The sequence below is a fragment of the Anaerocolumna sp. AGMB13020 genome, assembly GCF_033100115.1.
Lineage (GTDB): Bacteria > Bacillota > Clostridia > Lachnospirales > Lachnospiraceae > Anaerocolumna.
Genome location: NZ_CP136910.1, coordinates 1,174,276 through 1,198,734, shown reverse-complemented (window position 1 = coordinate 1,198,734; position 24,459 = coordinate 1,174,276). Strand labels below are relative to the sequence as shown.

The following is a 24,459-nucleotide window of genomic DNA, read 5'->3' as shown; positions in this document are numbered from 1 at the left end:
ATGGTCTATGTAAAACAATACAGATGGTAAAGGAGTTCGAAATGAAGGAGAGTAATTTTAATATTTTTTTTGGCAAACTGCTGACTCTGAATTTAATATTTTCGGTAATTTTATATACGATAGTTTTTCTTTTTCATATTGGTGTGTTGGGGTTTATATTTGCATTATTGCCAGTTGTTTGTAAATTGCTCCTATGGTTTTGGCGTGAAAGTTATCTTAATTTTGATGAAATAACCGATAAAGGAAAGCTGATATTCTCATTGACCAGCATTACTTTATTTTATGGTATTGATGCCTTTATCTGCAGTAATTTTATACCAGTCTCCATACTTTTAATTGTTCCGCTTTTTGCAATAACCTTAAAAAAAGATATCGAAATGATAAAACAGGAGTGTATCATCACCTTTGCGTTCATGGTAATCATACTGATCAGTTCAATATTCTTTGTACCTTTTAAAGCAAATATATTGTTAAACCTGATGCTTTTTGTTATGGGGCTGGTTCAGATATTTATGATAATAAAAAGATATACGGAAGAGACGCTGTCTATCAGTGCAAAATCAGATTTTTTTATGGATAAGTCTAAAAGAGATGACATGACAGGGTTATATAACAGCGGAGCCTTCTATGAAGAAGTGGAGGAAAGAACCAAATTAATGGCACCTTTCTGCATATTTATTATTAATATAGATAATTTCAAGTTCGTAAAAGATACCTATGGTCAGCCTTTTGGGGATTATGTATTAAGAACATTGGTCAATACAGTGAAAAAGGTCAGCCGCAGTCAGGATACGGGATTCCGGTATGGCCGTGAAGATATTGCAGTAGTTTTACCGAAAACAACGGATGATGAGGCCTTTAGAATAGCAGAAAAGGTTAGAAAAAGCTTTTGTGAGACAACTTATGAGCATAATGCCGAATGGGTCAGGACAAAGAGACCAATTACTGTCAGCATTGGGTTAATAGAGAATAATCAAAGAGGTGCTATTGCGCAGGAACTGATAGAAAAATGTGATCAGGCATTATACTATTCAAAACAGCACGGAAAAAATCAAACAACTACTTATCATGAACATATGATGGAATGGGAGGATAAATTTGAAGACTTTAGAAGAAAATATCGAAATTATGAAAGATAGGAATTATGTTACCATTACACATGAAAAAATGGATGACCTGTTTTCAATAGTCGATAACATTGAATTTTCAACATTACATTATTATCCTACAATGGAAGAAATTGAAATAATGAAATCAGATGTACCAAAATATTACGCGTTTATTTTATGGATTCTTTCTAATCCTGCCGGTCCTGAGAATGTTGAAGAAGAAAAAGCAGAAAAAGAACTGAATCGAATTATCATGAAGCATACAAGACTAAAAAAATCGAACAGCAGAAAATAGTTAAAATAGGGGGAAGAAATATGAGCGTCATGGATAAAGTAACGGAGATAAAGGACACACAGAACCATGCGTATATTCTGGAATCATCATCATTGTTTTATTCTGTAGGATATAAAGTATTAATAGGACAGGAAAAAAATGGATTTCTTAAATGCACCAAGGTTTCTCATAACGGGAAAGATAAGCTGGTATATGATACGGCAAGGTTTAAGACGTTGGAGACACTTATGCCTGGTTTGAGTTTTGCCGAAATACTTCCGCTGCTGATACAGCTATTAGACGCAGTTAACATGGTAAAGAGCAATGGTTTTATGCAATGCGAAAATGTATTGGTATCACCTGACCATATCTTTGTAGATTGTGACAATTATAGCATTAACCTGATCTATCTGCCAGTTAATCATGAGTCTGACAGTATAAGTTACGGTATTTTTGAAGCAGAGCTCAAAGCAAATCTTTCTGTAATCCTGAATGCATACAACAATCGAAATCCCTATATTACATCTCTCTGTGAGAATCTTAACAATATAGCTTTTAACACAGAGGAGATTCAGGAATACCTCAAGGATATGCAGGAAAACGGTTATACTGGACAGAAACACCGGATTGGGTTTAAGAAAAAAGATGGAATAACCTCAGGGGCGGCAGATAGCAATGATATGCTTGCAGGGGTTAAAAAGCTGTTTACCTTTGGGAAAAAGACAAAATAGGACATTTATTGAGAGATAAAACATTGCTTATGGAAGAAACAGTTTTTGAAAGGAAGTCATAAATGGCAAATATAAAAATAGTATTGGCAGATACAGATGACAAATATCTGATGCCTCTGGAACGTAAATTTATCGATGGACTGGAAGATAAGGCAGATCTTATTGTTATTACAGATCCTGACTATCTGAAAGAATATTTCTCTGAGCCGCAGAGAGTGGATATATTAATTATTAACGAAGAACTATACGATGCTGAGCTGGAGCGTCATAACATTGCCAGTGTTTTCATACTTACGGAACAGGAACTATTAAATAACAATACTGGAGATGCAGAGGCAAACAGGATTTATAAATATACAAGTGTAAAAGAAATATACGCTGAGATTATAGGTAAATCTTCCGCCAGATCGGAGACATTGAACACAAAGGAAGAAACAAAAATACTCATGATGTATTCACCCATAGGAGGAATAGGAAAGACCACAGTTTCTGCCGCCTTGTGTGAAGCCCTTGCGAAATACCAGAAAAAGGTATTACTTATAGGAATTGACAGTCTGCAGACTATAGGAAGTGTGATACCGCAGCTGCCTTTTATGGAGAGTGGAACAGAAAAGTTATTGATTGAGAAGAGTGAATATGTTTATGAGGCTGTGAAAACAAAGATAATTAACAGAACCTTTGATCTGTTACCTCCGTTTCACTTGTCACTTCCTTCGTTGAACATAAAAGGGGAGGACTATATTAATTTAATAAATGGTATCAGGGATTCCAAGGATTATGATTATGTTATCGTGGATGGAGCAACTGGTTTTACAGAAGATCTATCCAGACTTATGGGAGTAGCAGATCATACGATTATCCTTGCAGGACAGGATAAGAACGCGGTATATAAATTAGATTGTCTATTACGAAATATAGACTGTTCAGATAATGACCGTTTTGTTTTTGTATGTAATAAATACAGAAATAATCGGGAAAATTTCCTGGCTAATGGTTATATGACAAATTTCTGCAGGGTTAGCGAATACATAGAATTATGGACAGAGAACAGTGCGTCGGAAGAGGGAGTTTTAACAAATAACCGGAGTATTCAAAAACTTGCGCTCATGTTCATTTGATATGAAGGGAGGAGATGTTTATGAACAGTGATAGAATTACGGCAATTTTATACCTACACAAAAAGAATATAAAGATTGATGTTGATTTACCGCTGGACATTACGGTAAATGAGTTAATCATAGGCTTAAATGAAGGCTTTCAGCTTGGTATTAATACAGGGGATCTATCGAAATGTTTTCTAAAAACAGAAAATCCGATTGCCCTGTTAAAGGGGAATAAATCAATAGCAGAGTATGGAATGAGAAACGGTACCACAATTAATATTACGGAATAGGGGATGTATCAGTGGATAAGCGATATAAAATTATTATATTCAGCAAGCGAATATATAAAGAAGTTGAGCTACCGGTAGAAAGTAAAAAAATAACGCTGGGAACCTTTAAGCATAATGATATTCGATTAGGAAAAGAAAAGTTTTTTGAGGACTTTGAAATAAGATTTACTAATAACAATGGGGATTGGATGATAAGATGTGATGAAAATATCTACATATCCTCAGATGGAGTCATGAAGCTGGTTAGCAGGGAATTATCCCATGGTGATGATTTTATTCTAAAATATCAAAAATCCAATCAGGAAATATTCAGAGTAAGCTTTGTAATGGATTTTGACTTTGAGAAAAGAGATTATGCAAAAGAAATAGACATCTCCTTTAGCCACCAGGTGACAATAGGCGGAAATGAAACTTCCGATATTATTTTAAGAGATGAGCTGATAGGCTCAGATTCCATTACACTTGTCAGGGAACAGGACAGGCTTTTTATTACAGATAATGGTACGAGATACGGATTATATGTAAATGGTTTAAAAGTAAGACAGAAATCAGAGATAAAGGATTATGATTTTTTCTCTATACTTGGTTTCAGTTTTTATTATAAGGAAGGAAAGCTGTATACCTCTTCCATGAGCAGCATGGACATCCCATCATTGCTTTATGGGGTTAAAGGTGATGCGAAGAGTCATTTTGAGTATCCTAAATTTAATAGAAATACCAGGATTATCTCGTTGATTCCGGATGAGAAGATATCAATACTGGATCCTCCCCAGCAACCGAATAAACCTAAAAGAAACATTATTATGAAACTGGCACCTGCTTTTGCATCACTGGGACTGACGGTTGTCCTGCGTGGTGTTATGGGAGGTGGCGGTTCCTTTGTCCTGTTTAGCGTTTGCTCCATGGGAATAGGTATTGTAACTTCCGTTTACGGGATGATTGATGAGGACAAGGAATATAGAAAATCGACAAAAGACAGAAAGAAAATGTACTCAGAATATATAGAAAAAAAGCGTGGCGAAATTGAGGCTAAGAGAAAAGAAGAACTGCAAATCATCAGCAGCACTTATTATTCTTTGGAAAATGAAGTGGGGTTGGTGGAGGATTTCTCAGGAGACCTCTTTAACAGAAGCTATGAAGATGAAGATTTTCTGGATGTCAGGCTGGGAATCGGGGAGTCTGAATCCATGCGACAGATAGAATATAAAAAACTTGAGAGATTTGAATCGGATGATTCCATGGCAGTGATTCCGGAGCAGATTACCGAGGAATATCGTCTGTTAAAGGAGGCCCCGGTTATATTAAAGCTTACTGATTGCGGAGCCGTAGGAGTTGTTGGTGCTGAGATGTATATCAGAGAGCTGTGTAAGAATATTCTTTTGGATATTTGTATTAGACAGTATTACAGTGATGTGAAGGTTTTCTTCGTAATCGAAGAAGAATATTCAAAGAATATAGAATGGATTCGTCTGCTGCCCCATCTGCAAAATGATGATCTGGGTATTCGAAATATTGTTTGCAACGAGGAAAGCAGGAATATTCTGTTTGAATATCTATATAAAGAATTATCCAGAAGAGAAAATTCGGATACCGTCAATCCCAGGATTGTAGTATTTGTTTACAATGAAATCGGAATGAAACGTCATCCAATATCCCAATACATTGAAAAAGCAAAAGATTTAGGGGTAACTTTTATTTTTTTCGAAGAATACAAAGAGCTCTTGCCATTAGGGTGCCAGAAAATCATTATATTAAACCGCAATGAATATCTGGGGAAGCTAATAGACAAAGCAGATTCAACGAAAGTCAGCAACTTCAGATATGAATATATCAATGACAATATTGCCATGAATGCAGCTGTTAAGTTGTCTCCTGTCTATTGCGAAGAAGTCAGTCTGGAAGGCTCCCTTACAAAGAATATTTCACTATATGAGTTGTTGGGTATACTAAATGTTGATGACTTGGAGATTGATAGAAGATGGGATACTTCTGAAGTTTATAAATCCATGGCAGCTCCTTTAGGAGTTAACTCCAAAAAGGACGTTGTTTATCTGGATCTGAATGAAAAGCATCACGGACCCCATGGTCTGGTTGCCGGTACGACTGGTTCTGGTAAGAGTGAGATTTTACAGAGCTATATTTTGTCCATGGCGACGCTGTTCCATCCCTATGAAGTCGGTTTTGTTATCATTGACTTTAAAGGAGGAGGTATGGTTAATCAGTTCAAGAATCTTCCCCACCTGGTCGGAGCTATTACCAACATTGATGGAAGAGAGATTGACCGATCGCTTCTGTCCATTAAAGCGGAGCTTAGAAAACGTCAGGAATTGTTTGCTGCTGCCAATGTTAATCACATCGATGCATATATAAAATTGTTTAAGAAAGGAGAAGTTCAAGTACCACTTCCCCATCTGATCTTAATCGTAGATGAATTTGCCGAGCTTAAGATGGATCAGCCGGATTTCATGAAAGAACTTATCAGTGCGGCACGAATAGGACGAAGCCTTGGTGTCCATCTGATACTTGCTACCCAAAAACCCAGCGGTGTTGTTGATGCTCAGATTTGGTCCAATTCTAAATTTAAACTGTGTTTAAAGGTTCAGAATAAAGAGGACAGTAACGAAGTCTTAAAAACACCTCTGGCTGCTGAAATCAAAGAACCGGGACGAGCATATCTGCAGGTAGGCAATAATGAAATTTTTGAACTGTTCCAGTCTGCTTACAGCGGAGCTTCCACCAATATGGACGAGTCTGCCATGAAGAAAGAACATGTTATTTCCAGTATTTCCTTATCTGGAAAAAGAACGCCTGTTTATATCAGTAAAAAGGGAACCGCTGCAAAAGAATCTGAGACACAGTTAGAAGCAGTGGTGAATTATATACATAACCATTGCGAAAACAGACGTATAGAACAGCTTCCAGGAATTTGCATGCCGCCTCTCGCAGATCTGATCGTATATGAAGATACATTTGACAGGAAGCAGGCACTGCAGACTATTGTAAGGCTTGGTATCTATGATGATCCAAATAATCAGCAGCAGAAGGAAGTATCCATAGATATTCAGAATGGGAATACTTTTATTCTTGGCTCTTCGCAGTATGGAAAGACCTGTCTGCTCCAGACAATAATACGAGGTATTGCAGATAAATATACACCCGATGAAGTATCCCTTTATATACTGGACTTCGGTTCTATGGCCTTAAGTGTTTTTGATGGGCTGAATCATTTGGGTGGCGTTGTACTGGCAGCCGATGATGAGAAGCTGAAGAATCTTATAAAAATGCTTAACACAGAAATTAAAGAGAGAAAAGAAAAGTTCTCAAAAATCGGTATTACCTCCTTCAGCTCCTATAAAGAGGCAGGGTATACGGATATGAACAATATCATAGTTATGGTGGATAACTTCCTTGCTTTGAAGGAACTGTATCCGGATTACGAGGAATATATTATCAATATCTGCAGGGAAGGCAATTCCGTTGGTATAAGTATGGTTGTTACAGTAAAACAAACCAGCGGAATCAGCTATAAATACATGAGTAATTTTCCCAATCGTATCAGTCTTTACTGTAATACCGCAGATGAATATCGTGCAGTATTTGATAAGTGCCGAATTCAGCCTAAAAATGTTCCGGGCAGAGGGCTTGTGGAAATCAATAAAAATATTTACGAATATCAGACTTATCTGGCTTTCCAGGGTGAGAAGGAAATTGACAGGGTAGAAGGGATTAAGGAATATGTAAAGAAAATCAATGAAAGATTTGGTGAACAATATGCAAGACGTATTCCAGAAGTTCCCCAGCTGCTAAATTACGAATACCTCATGAAGCACCTTAAATACAACAAGCAGAATTCATACCGCGTTCCAGTGGGTATTGATTATGATTCTGTAGAATTAAATTATATTGATTTCATGAAAACGCAGCTGATAAGCATAACAGGCCGTGAAGGAAGCGGAAAAACAAACCTGGTAAAAGTTATGTTTCATTACCTTAGACAGGGAATGTTTGAATTTCCGGTAAAAGCCTATATCGTGGATGATTATCAGAAACGACTGAGTTCCTTGAAGGCTTCCGGTATTGTTGAAAAGTATACCGTTGATTATAACGAGTTCGAACCAATAATTGAAGAAATTAACGCTGAACTGAAAGAGAGACTGGAGTTATTAATGGAAAGCGGTATGGAAGCATTGCAAAATAAACCGCTGCTGTTTGCTGTTGTTAAGAACAGCAATATATACAGTGCTAACGGAATCAGCAAAAATGCAATAGATTTCTTAAAGGATATACTTAAGAACTACAGACAGCTTAAGGTATGCTTCTTATTTACAGATGTTGAAAATGCACCAGTTGCTTATGGCGCCTCTGAGCTTCTGAAACTGCTAAAGGATAGTAAAAATACCTTTGTGTTTGAAGACCTGTCAAATCTCAAATTTACTGAAGTGGCAATTAATTATATACGACAGTACCGAAAAGAAATAGAACTCGGTGATTCCTATTTTATTACAGAAAAAGGTGTTCAAAAACAGAAAATTATATACGGATCAGATGAAGAAATTTAATAAAATAATAACCTTGAGTTAACATGAAATGGGTACAGAGAGTGCCCATTTCGGATTTTAGACCGAAAAAGTCCTGAGAAGGTGTCTTCCTTGTCAGAAGCATTATAATACGAAGAAAGAGACATACATGAAATGGAGAATAATCATGAGTGATAACATTATAAGGAAACTTGATACCAGTAAAATGGATGCGGCTATTCTCGCTTTTGATGAGGGCATTAAAGAATACAATAGTATAAGGACAACCGTAAAACAGGCAACATCTGAATTACTTCTGCATTGGAGCGGAAAGGGAAGACAGGCTTTTGAGAAAGAATATGACGAAATTTTTTTGCAGCTTACAGATATCGAGGATATCTTAAATGAATTATATCATACCCTGGTGGATGGATTGAATGCATACAGGACAACTGACGAGGAGCTAAGTAAATATCTTGTAAACTAATTTTTTGCAGATAATGATAATAAATGATGGATTCATGAATTGGAGAGGAAGTTTGGCATGAGTTATTTAAGCAGCTTAGTTATTTCGTTGTCCAGCTATAATGAAAGTCTTAAAAAAGCAGAAGCGGAACTGAAAGAGCAGAAGATAAGACGAGAGGCTATAAAAAGAATAATATCTGATTTAAGCATTAATTTTGATTACTATGCCGGCAGTATCACAAAAAGCACCGGAGATATCTCGAATGGAATTTTAGATGGAGTTAAAGGAAGCAGGAATATGACACAGCTTTCCTATGTAGTTGAAAAGGAACGAGAGCAGGAGCCGGACGCTGATGCCAAGTTGTCTTCTGCCAAATACAATCTGTTAAGTGAAAAATCAGTTACCGAAAATAAAATTACTGAGCTGGAAACACAAATAACCAGTTTAAAAAACCAGATAAGTTCAACGGAAGCCGCAATAAGGACGGAAGAAAGGCGATTGGAAGAGGAGCGAAGAGAGGCAGAGCGCAGGGATGAGCAAAGAAGAGAAGAGGAAAGGGCACGTGCTGCAGGTAAGAAAAGCGTAAATTAAAACTAATTTTGCAGAGAAATGTTAGAAGAAATTGACTGTGGTAATGTATTTTTCCAGGAAATATAAAACTTCATAAGATAAAGCTTTATTTTAATTAGACCTTAAAATTCAACTGATATGTTTTTTTAGGAAGGAAAGGGATGACAGGATATGAATGAGGTACTGGCTGTTGAATATATAAATCAGGGAAAAGTGCTGCTGGTAAGTGGAAAAAGTGAAAATTCACTGGAGTATTTCAAAAAAGCGGAGAATGAGGATCCGTTTAATCCCGACATTTATATTGGTATGGGAATTGCATATACCAATATGGAAGAATACGGAGAGGCTGAAGAAGCGTTTTTAAAAGCCATAAAAGTTAACAGCAAAGACGGAAGTATTTATTTTCATCTTGGCAATATTAATTTACTGAAGGGTGAAAAGGAAAAGGGAATCCAATATTATAACCAGGCCGTTGCAAACGGATACGATAACTCACAAATATTTTATAATATGGGTATCCTGTATGAAGAAGAAGGTGATGCTGTTCTGGCCCTTAGGAATTATACAAAGGCAATCAGCAAAGCTCCGCGAAGGGGAGAGATACGGCTTAAAAAAGCAATGCTTTACATAAAGCAAAAAAAATATTATGAAGCCGTTCATACCCTGGATGAGATGACGCTAGAATGCCCTGATAATGCGGAGGGATATCATATGAAAATCCGCTTATACGCAGATATGAAAGAGTTTGATAAAGCGCATAAGGCGGTGAAGGAAGCAATTGATAATTTCCCGGAGGACCCTGACTTTATTCTGGATCAGGCGAATCTTTATGCAAATCAAAATTGTTTCGAAGAAGCCTTGGAACTTTTAAAGACGGAAGAAAACAGACCTGAGAGTAAAATAGACAAACGCAGGAGTGCAATAGAGCATGCTCAGATTTATGCCCTGCAGGGGAATATGCAGGGGACAATAGATAGCTTAAAAAATGCAGTCGCAGCCTCTGGTGCGAAGGTTCCGCCGGAACCTGATCCGGAAGCGGAATACTTATTGATGAACTGTTATATTACCATGGGAGAATATGAACAGGCTTTGTCCTGCGCCCGTTCACTTAAAGATATCAATACAATGGGGGATTATACCCTGCCGGCTTATTATTATGAACCTTATTGTTTACGTATGTTAAACAGAGAAACAGAAGCAGATGAATTGTACAGGCTGGGAGTTGAGAAATTACGCAAGTATTCATTACAAAACTCCAATAATCTGGATGCTTATGTATTCCGGATGTTATGTCTGAAGGACTTGAAAATGTATGAGAAGGCACTGGAACTTTCGGATTATATTCTTAAAGTCAGAGAGGATTCAGGCGAGTTGTATGCAATCCGTGGTGCGATTCTTTCTGAGATGGGTAGAGCAGAAGAGGCTGATGAGGCGAAGGCAAAAATTCGCACCATGGAGGGTATGGCAGCCTTATTAATTCAAAACAACCAGTAAGGGAAGTGAAGAAATGCTAAAAATCAACGAAGAAATGCTTAATAGGACAAAGTTAACCTATCAGGAACAAGCACAGCGTATGATAGATCTGAAAGCAAAGCTGTCTGTTGCGGTGGAGGATATTAAAGATGGGTGGGATACCCAGGCAGGAGATGCATTCTTTGAAAAGTATGGGACAGAATGGGAAAAAAATATTTCTACATACATTGAGGTAATCCAGATTATGTCAAGGAATATGCAGATAGCAGATAGTAAGTATCAGTCTGTTTATGAAACCGCTCAGAGAATAAGCTTGGATTAAATGTTTTGAGCATAAGTGTAATCAACAATACATGGAGGGAGTGTTACATGTCAGATTTTATATTAGATTATGAAGATCTGGAGGCTATTGCACGTTATTCCAAAGACTTGGGAAAAGAGGCATTGGAATATAGTGAAGACTTGGAAAAAACGATTGTTAATAATATAGATAATGTGACAGGAGACTCTTCCGGATATTTAATTCAGGCGGCTGATTCTGTTAGAGATAAAATCATAGCTTTAAGACAGAAATCCGAAGCTTTTTATCATTTTTCAGATGAAATTACAAATCTCCTTATCGTGGCAGACAGGATGGATCAGGAAGTAGCAGATGCTATTGCCGGACAAGGTGAGTATTCTCTGGAGCATCAGAAAGCTGGCAGGCTTGAAGAGTGGTGGGTCAAGCTTCTGGATTTGTTAACGGATGCGAATAAGACAATACTGCTTCTATGTATTGCCTCTCTGGCAAAGTTAAAAATGAAGTTCGACTCCCTTAAAAGTACAATTAAGGATTGGTATGAACGTGAATGTATAAAAATACTTGAGTTTGCTAATAAAATAAAAATGCTCAATGATTATGTCAAAATGGCACAAGGAGTGGGGATTTATTTCATAAATGTAACGGCAGCCAGATTGCTGGAATACATAGGGACGAATATTTCTGGCTTGAACAATGGAACGAAAGATGATAATGTTAATTTATTAGATATTATTAGAATCTTTTATAATCCTTTGATGGACATAAATGATTTTATGGTAGGTTCAGCAGTAGCAATAGATAATAATGTTTTTGGTGGATTGTTACAGGAGTTAGGTGGAACAGCAGAACCATTTCAATTGGATAGAAAAGCATTTAATTTAGGAAAGACGGTAACAGACCTCGCCTTAATGGTTGCCGGAACTGGTGCATTTATCTTTGGTGCGATGGGAGGAGCAGGAGGTGCTGCTTTGAGTTCCACCGGAGTAGGTGCTGTTGCTGGAGTACCATTAACAGCAGCAGGTATTGCAACCATGAGCATTGGAGGAGGTATAGCTTTAAAAAGTGCTCAAAATCTGGTTGGTGATGGGCTGAATTTGATGTCTGGTGAAGGACATGGTAGTAGTGAGGGGACGGGTAAAACGCTATATGACATAGAAGGTAATTATACAGGCGGTAGAGCTTCCACTGAGTTAGATTCTTTGGCTAAAGATCCAGCACATACAGGTTCAAATAGACCAATAGATATTGAAAAAGGAATACATGAACGTACAGTTGGACTAAATGTAGAAGAAAGTGGAAAAATCAAAGGACCTATTGTAAGAGATCCTTCTGGAAAAGCAGAATTTTTTGACGCTAATGGACAAGCTTGGGATGTTAAGTCATTTAATTCTAACTTTAAACCTAAAAAAGGAGGATATACACTAGAAAGTTCACTTAGATCTATTAATAAATCTTTAAGTGAAGGTGAATTTGTGATTCTTGATACATCAAATTTAAGCTCATTGCATAAGGCTGAACTTCTTGAGAAGCTTTCAGATTTAAATTTGATGGATAAAATAGTTACTTGGCCATAAGGAGGTTATATGGATTTAATTACCAATCTTCAAAAATATACGGAATATTCTTTAGGAAAAACAAAAGAGAAATGTAGTTTAATTTATCAGGATGTTACCATAAATAATATTGATTTTTCTCCATATGATTTGAATAACAGTAGCTTTTTAGAGATTACATTTAATAATTGTGATTTTTCAAAAGTTTATTTAAGCGGTGCTTCTCTTTGCGGTAGTATTTTTAATCAGTGTATTTTTTTATACAATACTTTTAAAAAGGGAAACGCAGATTACACAGAATTTATATCTACGGAGATTAAAAATCTGGATTCTTTTAGAACATCATACAATGAAACCTCTTTTCAAGATGTTAAAATTATAGAATCTCAGTTGGAAAGAAGTTATTTTGATGATTCTAAATTTACTAACGTCACATTCATTAATACAAATTTTATAGAATGCTCTTTTAATAATTCTAAATTTGATAATGTTATATTTATCGGGTGTCATTTTGAACAAACAAATTTTCAAAACATTATGGAAGTTAATAATATAAATTTCAATAATGTTAGTATTAAGATAGAAGATGGAATAAAAACTAACTTAAATAATGAAATAAGGCAATATTTTAGTTTGTGAATTAACAAATTGTAAGGGAGATGATTCACACTTTAATATAATTACTGCGAAACTTCAAGAGCCAGTCCAAAAAGAACATTTCTTTAGATTTGATTTTGGACTGGTATTTGTGGTTAGTTATATATTTCAGAAATCACTAAAAATCAATGCATTTATTGGAGAAATTAGAGAGAAGAAATTAAAATGATGAGGGGGATTTGACGTAAATTAGTTGGTCATATTTTATGCGGTGTACCTAAGCAGGCACCTTTAAAAAACTTTGAACTAGGTGTATTTCAGAGTTGTTACAGCCACCTGATGGGTGACTTTTACCTTATTGACAGCCACCTAAAAAAAGAAGGTGCTTGTCCACAAATACTTATGCAGTCGGCATTGCCGGCTGCTGTAAGCTGGCTGGAGCGTCGTAAGGTGCACCGGCCTTTAACCTGCATCATTTTCGACCCCATGGTTCATCCCTGCTTTGTAGGAAAATAGGGCAAGAATTATACAGTTCAGGAATTTATAAATGGTTGCGATTGTGCGACTTGAGGGATATGAAAAACTGGCCTATATGCGATGTTTTTCTGAAAAAGCAACCGGAAGATGAACAGGAGGCAATAGCAATCCAAACAGTTATTAGGTGCAAAGGGAAAATCCTATGTTTTTCAAATTTGCCCAACGAGGTGTTTTATTGCCTGAATGGCATATATGTTCTACTATCGGTTTTAAAGGTCACACAGGGGCAATTATTTGCGACACAGGGCAAACCTAAAGTGGTCTATTGATTCTGTTCCACCAGAAAATTAGCCAGATCATCTACCTTATGGTTCATGGTGAACCATGAATTTACATCAAACAGGTTCTATGGTAAAATGGTGCTGCCGGGGATTACAGGGGGGGGATACTCTTTCTGTAGCTCCCTTTTCTGTTCTTTTTTCTGACGTTCCATCTCTCAAAAATAAATCCAGAAATGACTTGCAATCCATTCCATACAGAGTTAACGCTGTCATATGAGGTTGCCGGTACGGGAACTGATTGGCCTATTATTTAATGAAAATTTTAGAAAAAAAAATAAATATTCACTTCAAATCTATTGAAGACCAAGATTCTATTAATTTATGTCTTAACTGTATGACTATATCGGTAGATTTAGAAGAAGAGGTCGGGCTAGAGGTTATTGAAGAAGATTTTAATTTTGTTGCAGATACAAGTGCACGAATTCAAGTGTTTAGTCAGTTTAGAGATCAGGCTTTAGTGATACTTTTTAAGACTATTAATGAAATTATTAAGAATACAGATTACAATTTACTACTAATTGGAGATGGCTCAAACTTAAATTTGGAGAAAAAAAATAATAATTACTATACGTCATATCTTGATGATTACTACTATTTTAAGATTCCTTTCGACTTACTTGGAGTTAAAATTGAAGAAATAAAAAAGTAAAAGCCATAATTAGTTTAGCGGCATAAGCCTCATATCCAATTGATCAGCAGATGAACTGATCCCCCATTTTAATATTCGGAGTCGTTCGTGACTCCGTAAATACTTCGCATTAATGGATATTTCTTGCGCTAATGACCCCACTTACAACCCAAATGACATAAATCTGACCCCGATAAAAAAATCATCTCAGCCCGCATTGCGGGCTGATGTAATCCGAGCAGGGGAGATTTTTGACCTCGGCTCTTTAACCTGCATCATTTTCGACCCCTTGGTTCATCCCTGCTTTTGAGGCAAAATAGGCGTGAATTTTTCAGTTCAGGAATGTATAAATGGTTGCGATTGTGCGACTTGAAGGATATGAAAATTCCTGAATATGAGGACGAAGAGGGTAATATCAATTATAATAGGAAAATTCAATATCTCAATATAAAAGTCCCAGAAATGCAGTCAAGGAGAGGTTACAGACATAACGATATTTCTGGGATTTTCTAGTCTGAGACTCGATATATCGTTAAAATAAATTTCAATGTTCTAATTCCTTCAAAAAATCCATGTTGATTTTGCTGCCATGAATAGCTTCAAAATCAATAAATCTTGTTTTCATAAGCTCCCTGTTCATGATATGGTATAAGTTGTTCCCAGCTATTAATCATATTATCAATTAATTAACTGTACTCCTCCACCTATTATACCAGAATGTATATCTCTTTAATTGTTCTTTAAAAAAACTGTCATTTAAACCATCCCATGAATTATTAATATTGGTAGCGTCAATTATAAGACCGATAAACCATAATTGTCTTAATGATGCAAAAGCAGGAATTGCAATAACTTCTGCGTTTGAAAGCTTGCGAACCTCATTGTAACCCTTTAAATAATCTTTCCATTCTTCTGAGTTAATAAACTCTTCATTTATAGAGGTCTCATCCCATAAATAGACGCATAAATCATAAGCTCTATAACCATTTCCCATACAGTCAAAATCAAAAATCTGAGGGATACCATCATTGAAATATATATTCCCACAATGCATGTCGCCATGGCAATAACCATAGTATGGTGCTGTATCAGGAATATGGCTTTTAAGGTGGTTCCATATCTCCATTGAGCTTTCTACTAATAATTGTGTATCCATTTCATTTATAAAGCCAGATTCAATAATACTTTTAATTGGTTGTGAAATCAACTGCTCATAAGCTATAGGCTGACGACTAATATTTAATATAACTTCATCGGAAGCTTTATGAATTTCAGCAGCAAGCTTTCCCATGTTATAGTTGCTTACCTTATTGTTATTTTTAACTTCTTCAAAAAGAACGGCATATCGCTTTCCTTCAGGTGCATTAATTTCCCAAATATATGTTTCATCCAACTGTTTAACAGGTATACATGTATTAATGCCTCTTGCCCTTAGCTGTAGCATTACATTTAGTTCTTCCTCATAATCCTTTTTAGAAAAACGTTTCGTATGTGAAGTTCTTAAAAAAAGCTTCCGTGTAGCATCTTGTAATAGATACACATCATTCAAACCAGCGCTCCATAAGCGGCATTGTAGTGTTTTAAAACCATAGCGTAAACTAATTTCTTTGAGTAAAGCGTCCGGTGATAGTATTGATGATTGTATTGGAAAAAATTTTAAATCCATTTTAAATCTCCTTTATTTTTGCTATCTAAATTGTAAATCACTATTGTTTCGTTGTCATTCTCGAAAACAATTAAATTAAACAATAAGAAATTCGTAATATTGAATAGATATCATCAATATTGCGGATTTAATAACCAGGTTGCTGGAATACATAGGGACGAATATTTCTGGCTTGAACAATGGAACGAAAGATGATATTGGATATAAGAAGAATTTTCTATAATCCTTTGATGGATATAAATGATTTTATGGTAGGAGCAGCAGCTGCAATAGATAATAATGTAATTATAATAGTATAATTTAATATCTCAACATAAAAATCCCAGAAATGCAGTCAAGGAAGGGTTTCGGCCTTAACGATACTTCTGGGATTTTCTGGAATTCTATGCATTGAAAATCAGTAAAACAAAAAATATTTAGTCACAAAAGATTCATAACATATTTTATTTCAAAATACAGCTTCAATTACTTAACTGTCACCAAGTCTTTCACATACTCCAATACCTTCTTGTCAATTATCTGCTGCATTACATAACCAACACCTTGTTGTTCTACCTGTGCGTCATATCCGCCGGTGGAATCTTCATCAAAATAAGCAGCGTAATCATCCTTGGAAGCAGAAAGGCCTTCTTTTTCATAGATTGCCTGATACAGCAGGGTTTTCTTTGCACGGTCTTTAATAGCATCATCTAATTTGGCATCGTATTTTGCTTCTGTCATGCCAACATATTCTTCAAAGGTCGTAGTTTGGTTATAACCCATTGAGGAATACAGGTTGTTCATGTACTCAACAGACATCTGATCTTCATATTTCTTGATAGACTTTAAGTGTTTAAAATATTTTGCAGGATAGGATTTAACAGTGGTATTATCCAAAAGATATTTTTCCAGCCAGGTGTCTAAATTTTTATCATAATTTGTTTTCTTTAAATATTCCTTATACTCAGCAGCAGTAGACGCATTTTCGGATAAATTTTCTTTTACAAATTCATCTGTAAATTCAGGTGTTACGTAAATTCCATTAATCACAACTTCAAAGACAGCATCTTTACCGGCAAGGTCTGCGCTGGAATAATCAGCAGGGAAAGTGACATTAACGGTTACTTTATCACCTATCTTATGTCCGATTAATTGTGTTTCAAAATCATCCACATAACTGTTGGAACCGATTTCTAAATCAGCACCTTCGCCATTGGTATTACCGCCGTTAAATTCTACTCCGTCAACAGAGCCAACATAATCGATGTTTACTTTGTCTCCATCTTTAATTGCAGCATCAGTTTCTTTTGATAATTCTTTGTGCTCCTCCAGAAGAGATTTGATATCTTTTTCAACGGATTCATCTGTATATTCAATTTCGCTTAAAGGAGCAGTTATGTTTTTATAATCAGTCAATTCTACAAGTTCATTTGCAGTCACATCTTTTATAAGTCCATCGTCAGTTAAATAAGTGCTATAATCACTGCTAGCTTTAATTTTTGTTGCATTACGATAGATTGAATAGCTGAATGCACCAACAAGACCTGCGGAAATCAGTACAATCAATGAATACGAAATTACTTTACCGAGGAGTGCATTCCGTTTCGCTCTCTCCACTTCTCTTTTTTTCTCCAGGCGTCTCTGTTGCCCCAAACTCATGGAAGAATTATCGATTTGCTTTTTACCCTTCATCTTAACCTCTCTTGTTATTAGTGTTTTATTATTGCAGCTGACATCTTGTCCAACTGTATATTAATACTATAAGTATAGTACATAGCTATGAAAACTGCAATTCTATTCTATACTAAAATTATGAATTATTTGTGTATTACCCCTTATGATTCAATCCTGACAAAATAAGTGTTAAGTCGCTTGATGCATCTGTTTTTTGAGGAGGAGGAAAAGCCGCAGTATAATTACTTGTCTCTTTTTTGCTCTTATTGTAGGTTGAAAGTCGTTGTTAATATGTGGAAAAAGAGGTAAGATTAATATGAGTTATAAATGTTAAGTACCAATGAATTGATTATTGATTCTATTTTCTAATCAAATAATTAACATAGGATAAAACAAGTATAGAATTTACAAGATGTTTACTGTAGGGAAATGGTAGTATAAGAAATATTTGCTAACATAAGAATGTTAGCTATTTACTTTACTAAGCTTAAGCACTGATGACAGAACAAAATTAGTGTAAGAACAGTAGACGAATTGCGTATATCATCATAAGGAGGAAAAAGAATGAAAGTGTTTGCAAAACGATGTCTGGCGGTGATGTTAAGTATTATTATGGTATTTTCCGTAACACCTGCCCAAAGTTATGCAGCAGAAACTGCCGGTACCTATGTGCCAGTCAGTTCAGCAGCCGAGCTTACCAGTGGTAAGTATGTAATAATAGTAAACACCGGTTATGCCATGAGTACATATGACAGCGGTACCAAATGGATAGGTGCCACAGCAATTAGCCCTGTAGATGGAAAAGTAGTAAATCCTGATAATACCCTGGTATGGAATCTCACAGTCTCAGGTAACAGCGTTACCTTTACAGATGCAAATGGAATATCTATAAAACCGTTAGGCGGTAATGTAAACGGTATAGAACCTGGTGATTATAACTGGGATGCGGAATTTATTAATGGGACCTTTTCCTTTAAAGGAACTGGTGCAGATACTGTAATGTTAGCAAGTAACAAAAATAGCGAGAATAAATTCAGAGCATATAAAACAGGTACTGCTGCAGGCAATGCCGGTTATCCTTCTGCCTTTACATTGTACAAGCTGGATAGCAGTGTTCCTCCCGTTTCTGTAAAAGCAGAAACCCCGAAAGCCAGTATGGCTCCGGGTAAAATTGTTTCTGGAAGTGCTATCAGTTTAACCTGTGGCACTCCCGGTTCCAGTATCTATTATACAACGGTGTCACCCTCAGCAATTTGGATTAATTACGCAGAACCTATTACTATAAATACGGATACAACTATTTTTGCACAAGCAAAAGCAGCAGGATATGAAGACAGTGATATAGCAGAATTCAATTACGTACCTGTTGAAAATCCTGGAACTGATCCTACCTTATATGACCCTGTACCAGTTATTCCAGAAGGTGCAAAATCTGTTCTGGAGGGCAGTCAGGCTGCAGCTGGACAAGTAATTACTGTAGTAGGACAGCTGGTTTACCGATTTGGAAACTATGATAACACCAATACCGCTATATTAGAAGACGTCATTGAGGGAAACATATACGCCCTACAGGTATACGATGCCCTTACCAGTTATAGCATTGGTGATGTTGTAAAGTTGACAGGCACCACCTCCTTGTACGGAGGCGTTCCACAGCTACAGACTCTTACAGAGAAAGAGCTGATCACACCAGCAGCAGAAACACAGCTGATCAAAGCACAAGAATTTACTTCTATCAGCGACTTGAAAGCCCTTAAGGATACCCTGATATCTGAATGGGTAGTTATCAGGGATATCACTCTTGGTACCTACAACAGCAACGGAAGTACAACTGTAACAGATAACAGCGGAAACAGTATGCCTATTTATCGGGCGGCAACCTACCCCGTTGGTGTAGCAGCCGGTGAAAAGGTTGACCTCTATGCCTGTGTATCCAAATACACTACCACCGATCAGCTGCGTGTTGGGGCTTCTGCTGATTATGTAGTTAAAAATGACACAAAAGCACCTGTAATAACCCTGCCGGCCTTTGAGAATGCAGAACTTGGAAAGGATTACAAGGTATCTGTTAAGATTACAGATAACGTTGCGGTAGCAGAAGCAGAGCTGGCTTACACAATAAATGAAACTAGCTATAAAGCAGCACTGGTACAAAATACGGCTGATAACACCACCTGGGAAGCAACAATCCCTGGAAGCCTCTTTACTAAAGCGGTATCTTCTTTTACCTTATTTGTAACTGCGAAAGACAAAGCAGGAAATGAAGCAGCCAGCAGTATTAAAACAATTTCAGTGACGGATGAGCCGCAGGTCGTAAAAGTTACACCGGAACGCAATGGAAAAACCGGTGAGGAAAAGAGACCGGTAATCAGTGTAACAGCAGTAAATATTGGAACAGCTCCAACAGCTAAGCTTACCTTAAAGGCAGGAAGTACGATTGTATTAGATACGGTTGCCATGAATTATGCTGACGGAAGCTTTTCCTATACACCGATCGTGGACCTGTCGGATAAGGGATATACAGCCACCGTTGTGATTACTCGTGCAGATGGAAAGGCAATAACCTATGACTGGTCTTTTACAGTAGGTACACCAAAATATAATCTGTACTTCGGACAACTACATAGTCATACGACCTATTCTGATGGCTCCGGTACTTTAAATGATGCTCTTAATTATATCAATAAGCTTAACAAGAGTGACAATATTGATTTTACCGCTTTCACAGATCATTCCAACTATTTTGATACCAAAACAGAAGTTAACACAGAGGCTTCTCTGTATAACAAGAGCTTAATGACGGCAGGCAGCCAGACTCTGTGGAATGAATACAAGGGTAAAATTGCTGAGTTCAATGCTGCCGCAGAAAACAGAGGAGTTATTGCCCTTGGCGGCTTTGAAATGACCTGGTCAGGCGGACCCGGACATATCAACACCTGGAACACAGAGGGTATTGTAAGCCGTAATAACACAACCCTTAACAATAAGACCAACGATGCGGGTATGAAAGCGTATTACGCATTGTTAAGCCAGCCGGAAGGAGCAGCTTCTGTGAGCCAGTTCAACCATCCTGGCACAACCTTTGGTACCTTTAGTGATTTTGCTTATTGGGATCCGGAAATTGATTCCCGTATTACTTTGGTGGAAGTAGGAAACGGAGAAGGCGCTATTGGCAGCGGCGGATATTTTCCTTCTTACAATTACTACACCATGGCTCTGGACAAAGGCTGGCATGTAGCCCCTACTAATAACCAGGATAACCACAAAGGCAAATGGGGCAATGCAAACGATGCAAGAGACGTTATCATAACAGATAATTTCACGGAACAGGGTATATATGATGCCTTAAAAGATCGTAAGGTTTATGCTACGGAAGATAAGAACCTTGAGATAACCTATACTGTAAACGATGAATTTATGGGAAGTATCATAAAGGAAGTACCGGAAAGTCTTAATTTAAAAGTAATATTAAACGATGCCGATGATGAGATTCAGAAAGCAGAAGTAATTGCAAATAGCGGAAGAGTGGTTTATTCCTGGGATGTTAATGCTATGAGCAAAGAATTAAATGTAACCCTGAAACCGGACTACAGCTATTATTACATCAGAGTAAAAGAAAAGGATGGGGATATAGCCGTAACAGCACCGGTTTGGGTGGGCAGTACGAAACTGCTTGGCATCTCAAATGTAGAAAGCAGTACAAATACACCGGTTACCGGCGAGAAAATGACTGTGAAGACTACATTGTTTAACAGTGAAGCTTCCGACGCTGTTATCAAGTCCCTGACCTATAAATTGGACGGAACGGTAATCGATCAGCTAAGCTCTGCAGGTACAGTGGCTAAAGGAACAAATACGGCAGTCAATTATGAGTTTACACCTGTAAAAGCAAAGGTACAGACCTTGACCGTTGAAGCTGTATTAACGGTGGGTGATCAGGACTATTCCTTTACAAAAGACCTTAGTCTGGATATCAGAGATGCTGATAAGCTGGTATATATAGGAATCGATGGAAGTCACTACAATGAATATGTAGCAGGAAACTATAAGGATTCCATGGGTAACTTCAGTCGCCTTGCGGCACAAAGCGATGTGAGATGTGTTATCTTAAATACCAGTGAGGAATTGATTTCAGCAGCTCAGAATACCAACGGTAAATTTAAGATGATCATACTCACTGCACCCAGCCGTCGTAACGGAACCTCATTAAGAGAACCTTATGCAGTATATTCAGACGCAGAAATCGCTGCAATCAAAGGATTCTCCGAAGCCGGTGGAAGTCTGGTACTATGTGGATGGTCCGACCTTTATGAGAACTATAAGGCCTTCCCGGCAGAAGATCATATGGCTGCGCAGCAGAATAAGCTGCTTGCGGCAATCGGCGCAACTCTTCGTATTAGTGATGACGGTGCTTATGATGATGTACTCAATGCAGGTGGAAGCGAAGCAAATAAAGCCAGATTGTATCTGAGCACTTATAACTGGGAAAATCCCTTGACCAAAGGAATTGTATATGATAAGGAACACCCCAATGATAACCTTTACTCTCAGCTGTTCAGCCAATATGGCGGAGCTACAATTTATGCGGTAGATGAGGAGGGAATACCAACTTCTGTATTACCATCTAATATATCACCGGTTGTGTATGGGCATAGCACTACGTATTCAAAGAATTGTGATAATGACAGCCTGGGCGGAAATATACCGAAATATGAGTACGCAAAGGAGGATAACCGTTTGATGGTGCTAGCAACAGAAATGGTCACTCATTCAAACGGAAGCCAGTCAATGGTAATCGTAGACGGTGCAGCTTTTATGAGTAATTTTGAAATCCAGGCTACGGTTTCGGATACCAATGCAGAATTAAATTATTCAAATTACACGATTTTAGAGAATTTAATACAATTTGTTAACCCGATACAAATAGATCCCATTGCAGAGGTTCAAAAGGAAGCAGAAGAAGGGGTGAAATTTACAGTAGAAGGAATCGTTACCTCCAATGCTTCCGGTTTTGACAAAGCTACCGCTTTCTTTGACTGTATTTATCTGCAGGATGGAACTGCCGGTATTAATGCTTTTCCGGTATCAGGAGACTATAAAGTTGGTCAGAAGGTTCGTATAACCGGAACAACCTCCTCCTACAATGGGGAGCGGCAGCTGAATGTAAGCAGTATCTCTTTGTTAGACAGTAATGTTCAGACTCTGGAACCAAAAGCTGTAACTGCTGAACAGGTAAATAACCAAACCTACCTTGGAAGTCTTGTGAAGCTTACCGGAAAGATAACCAAAGTTGAACTTGCAAATGGTGCCGTCCAGACAATCCTGGTCAGGGATAATGCCGGAAATACGGCAAGAATCTTCATTGATGGCTATATTACAACAGAGAAGGAAATTAATAATTTAGAAGTTGGCAATCGTATAACTGCTGTTGGACTGTCATCTTATGATAATACATTCGACGGCCTTCCGGCGCGTATCCGTATCAGAGACCGGGCAGATATTGTGTGTACCAGAGAATCGGTAATAACACCGACACCTGATCCTGCAACGCCAACACCTGACCCTGTAACACCAACACCGGCTGTCCCTACCCCAATAAACCCTTCACCGGAGAAGGAGACTAAGATTGTACTTGGTAATCCAGTTACGAAGATAACGGGGGGGAAAGCAGCCATTAAATTGGAAACCAGCGAAAAAGCACTGCAGGAAGCAGCAAAAAGCGGCAGTGGGAATATAAAGCTTTCCTTGGGAACAGAAGTATTTAAGGATATCCCGGCAGACGGTAAAGTTTCAAAAGGTATAGCAATTGAATTATCAATTCCGGTTGTAAAAGATGTGGCTGTAAACACCATTGCATTAAGTCCCGAAGCTTTATTATTTGTAAGAGAGTCTGGTCAGGCTCTTACCATCAAGGTGGCAAATTCAGATGCAAAGAGTTACACAGTTCATATTCCGGCATCTGAGCTTAAAAAAGTCACAGCTGCATCGAAGGAGTTAAATTTGTCTGTCAGAGTGGTGAAAAGTACAAAAGCAGCCGCAAAGTCAGCTGGAATCTTATCCATAGGAACAGAAGGTAACTTAGCAGCCGGTATGATTGTTACGGTAGCCGTTGAAGATATTATTTCCGTAAAAGCAGGTAATAAGGTATATATTTACTACAAGAACTCCCAAACGGGCTTATTGGAAGAAATACCGAATAATCCAAAGACCATTGCAAATAATGGTACACTTAAATTATCCTCGCTAAGCGGCGGAGATTATATTATCTGCACAGAGCCGGTTAAGGACGCCGTTAAGTTGGTTGACAGAGTTACTATAACGGTAAAGACTTCCGTTACCAAAGGAAACAAACTGAATATTAAAGTAACACTTCCAAAGGAATTGAGCAAGGTTACTGCTTTTGTATACGGTGATCCACTGGGACAGGAAGAAGCGAAGATAACCTATAAGGTAAGTAACAAAGATATTGCTGCTGTATCCGGAAACGGTGTCATTACTGCCAGGAAGAAAGGAACTGTCAAGGTTACAGTTACTGTTACCTTAGAGAATGGACAGAAGAAGAGCTTTACCAAAAACATTACAGTAAAATAATGCAAAATATTGAAATATTGAAATTTTTACATTTTCACTTTAAGCCATATAAGCTCTTTTCATCGCTGGCTATAAAGAAATTACAATTAGAGATTAAATCTTTATTTTTTGAAGGCGGG

Annotated in this window: 16 protein-coding genes; 14 read left to right on the top strand and 2 right to left on the bottom strand. The window is 37.4% G+C overall.

Features of this window, described 5'->3' with window-relative positions; genetic code table 11:
• The first annotated feature begins 41 nt into the window (after positions 1–41).
• From R2R35_RS04885 to R2R35_RS04825, 13 genes are all read left to right on the top strand, one after another.
• Complete coding sequence (locus R2R35_RS04885) at positions 42–1,139, top strand: GGDEF domain-containing protein (protein ID WP_317733380.1); 1,098 nt, start codon at positions 42–44, stop codon at positions 1,137–1,139.
• Positions 1,099–1,404, top strand: a complete 306-nt coding sequence (locus R2R35_RS04880) for a hypothetical protein (protein ID WP_317733379.1) — start codon at positions 1,099–1,101, stop codon at positions 1,402–1,404. Before R2R35_RS04885 ends, R2R35_RS04880 begins: the two co-directional genes overlap by 41 nt.
• 20 nt (positions 1,405–1,424) lie before the next feature.
• Positions 1,425–2,114 (top strand): DUF6382 domain-containing protein, encoded by a 690-nt coding sequence (locus tag R2R35_RS04875; protein ID WP_317733378.1) that lies wholly within the window; start codon positions 1,425–1,427, stop codon positions 2,112–2,114.
• A gap of 62 nt (positions 2,115–2,176) precedes the next feature.
• Positions 2,177–3,232, top strand: coding sequence for an AAA family ATPase (locus R2R35_RS04870; RefSeq protein WP_317733377.1), 1,056 nt, complete (start codon positions 2,177–2,179; stop codon positions 3,230–3,232).
• A 20-nt stretch (positions 3,233–3,252) separates the two neighbouring features.
• A complete protein-coding gene (locus R2R35_RS04865; RefSeq protein ID WP_317733376.1) occupies positions 3,253–3,507 on the top strand; it encodes an EsaB/YukD family protein in 255 nt (84 codons plus the stop codon).
• An 11-nt stretch (positions 3,508–3,518) separates the two neighbouring features.
• Complete coding sequence (essC, locus tag R2R35_RS04860; RefSeq protein ID WP_317733375.1) at positions 3,519–8,066, top strand: type VII secretion protein EssC; 4,548 nt, start codon at positions 3,519–3,521, stop codon at positions 8,064–8,066.
• 145 nt (positions 8,067–8,211) lie between these two features.
• Positions 8,212–8,511 carry a WXG100 family type VII secretion target gene (locus tag R2R35_RS04855; protein ID WP_317733374.1) on the top strand — a complete coding sequence of 100 codons (300 nt, stop codon included), beginning with the start codon at positions 8,212–8,214 and terminating at the stop codon, positions 8,509–8,511.
• A 57-nt stretch (positions 8,512–8,568) separates the two neighbouring features.
• A complete protein-coding gene (locus tag R2R35_RS04850; RefSeq protein WP_317733373.1) occupies positions 8,569–9,081 on the top strand; it encodes a hypothetical protein in 513 nt (170 codons plus the stop codon).
• Between the two features lie 150 nt (positions 9,082–9,231).
• A complete protein-coding gene (locus R2R35_RS04845; RefSeq protein WP_317733371.1) occupies positions 9,232–10,554 on the top strand; it encodes a tetratricopeptide repeat protein in 1,323 nt (440 codons plus the stop codon).
• A 13-nt stretch (positions 10,555–10,567) separates the two neighbouring features.
• Positions 10,568–10,855 carry a WXG100 family type VII secretion target gene (locus tag R2R35_RS04840; protein ID WP_317733370.1) on the top strand — a complete coding sequence of 96 codons (288 nt, stop codon included), beginning with the start codon at positions 10,568–10,570 and terminating at the stop codon, positions 10,853–10,855.
• A 47-nt stretch (positions 10,856–10,902) separates the two neighbouring features.
• Positions 10,903–12,408, top strand: coding sequence for a hypothetical protein (locus tag R2R35_RS04835; RefSeq protein ID WP_317733369.1), 1,506 nt, complete (start codon positions 10,903–10,905; stop codon positions 12,406–12,408).
• A 9-nt stretch (positions 12,409–12,417) separates the two neighbouring features.
• Positions 12,418–13,026 carry a pentapeptide repeat-containing protein gene (locus R2R35_RS04830; RefSeq protein ID WP_317733368.1) on the top strand — a complete coding sequence of 203 codons (609 nt, stop codon included), beginning with the start codon at positions 12,418–12,420 and terminating at the stop codon, positions 13,024–13,026.
• 1,014 nt (positions 13,027–14,040) lie between these two features.
• Positions 14,041–14,451, top strand: a complete 411-nt coding sequence (locus R2R35_RS04825) for a hypothetical protein (protein WP_317733367.1) — start codon at positions 14,041–14,043, stop codon at positions 14,449–14,451.
• A 661-nt stretch (positions 14,452–15,112) separates the two neighbouring features.
• On the opposite strand, the gene R2R35_RS04820 is transcribed toward R2R35_RS04825, so the two are convergent.
• Positions 15,113–16,096, bottom strand: coding sequence for a phosphotransferase enzyme family protein (locus tag R2R35_RS04820; protein WP_317733366.1), 984 nt, complete (start codon positions 16,094–16,096; stop codon positions 15,113–15,115).
• A gap of 465 nt (positions 16,097–16,561) precedes the next feature.
• The gene (locus R2R35_RS04815; RefSeq protein ID WP_317733365.1) at positions 16,562–17,767 is read right to left on the bottom strand and encodes a trigger factor; all 1,206 of its coding nucleotides are present in this window, start codon (positions 17,765–17,767) and stop codon (positions 16,562–16,564) included.
• Positions 17,768–18,313: 546 nt separating this feature from the next.
• On the opposite strand from R2R35_RS04815, the gene R2R35_RS04810 reads away from it, so the two are divergent.
• Complete coding sequence (locus R2R35_RS04810) at positions 18,314–24,340, top strand: chitobiase/beta-hexosaminidase C-terminal domain-containing protein (RefSeq protein ID WP_317733364.1); 6,027 nt, start codon at positions 18,314–18,316, stop codon at positions 24,338–24,340.
• The last annotated feature ends 119 nt before the right edge of the window (positions 24,341–24,459 follow it).

Excerpts from the sequence above, each read along its gene's own strand:
- R2R35_RS04820 (WP_317733366.1), bottom strand. The coding sequence starts at position 16,096 with ATGGATTTAAAATTTTTTCCAATACAATCATCAATACTATCACCGGAC.
- R2R35_RS04845 (WP_317733371.1), top strand. The coding sequence starts at position 9,232 with ATGAATGAGGTACTGGCTGTTGAATATATAAATCAGGGAAAAGTGCTG.
- R2R35_RS04810 (WP_317733364.1), top strand. The coding sequence starts at position 18,314 with ATGAAAGTGTTTGCAAAACGATGTCTGGCGGTGATGTTAAGTATTATT.
- R2R35_RS04865 (WP_317733376.1), top strand. The coding sequence starts at position 3,253 with ATGAACAGTGATAGAATTACGGCAATTTTATACCTACACAAAAAGAAT.
- R2R35_RS04875 (WP_317733378.1), top strand. The coding sequence starts at position 1,425 with ATGAGCGTCATGGATAAAGTAACGGAGATAAAGGACACACAGAACCAT.
- R2R35_RS04885 (WP_317733380.1), top strand. The coding sequence starts at position 42 with ATGAAGGAGAGTAATTTTAATATTTTTTTTGGCAAACTGCTGACTCTG.
- R2R35_RS04855 (WP_317733374.1), top strand. The coding sequence starts at position 8,212 with ATGAGTGATAACATTATAAGGAAACTTGATACCAGTAAAATGGATGCG.
- R2R35_RS04840 (WP_317733370.1), top strand. The coding sequence starts at position 10,568 with ATGCTAAAAATCAACGAAGAAATGCTTAATAGGACAAAGTTAACCTAT.
- R2R35_RS04870 (WP_317733377.1), top strand. The coding sequence starts at position 2,177 with ATGGCAAATATAAAAATAGTATTGGCAGATACAGATGACAAATATCTG.
- R2R35_RS04835 (WP_317733369.1), top strand. The coding sequence starts at position 10,903 with ATGTCAGATTTTATATTAGATTATGAAGATCTGGAGGCTATTGCACGT.
- R2R35_RS04815 (WP_317733365.1), bottom strand. The coding sequence starts at position 17,767 with ATGAAGGGTAAAAAGCAAATCGATAATTCTTCCATGAGTTTGGGGCAA.
- R2R35_RS04850 (WP_317733373.1), top strand. The coding sequence starts at position 8,569 with ATGAGTTATTTAAGCAGCTTAGTTATTTCGTTGTCCAGCTATAATGAA.
- R2R35_RS04830 (WP_317733368.1), top strand. The coding sequence starts at position 12,418 with ATGGATTTAATTACCAATCTTCAAAAATATACGGAATATTCTTTAGGA.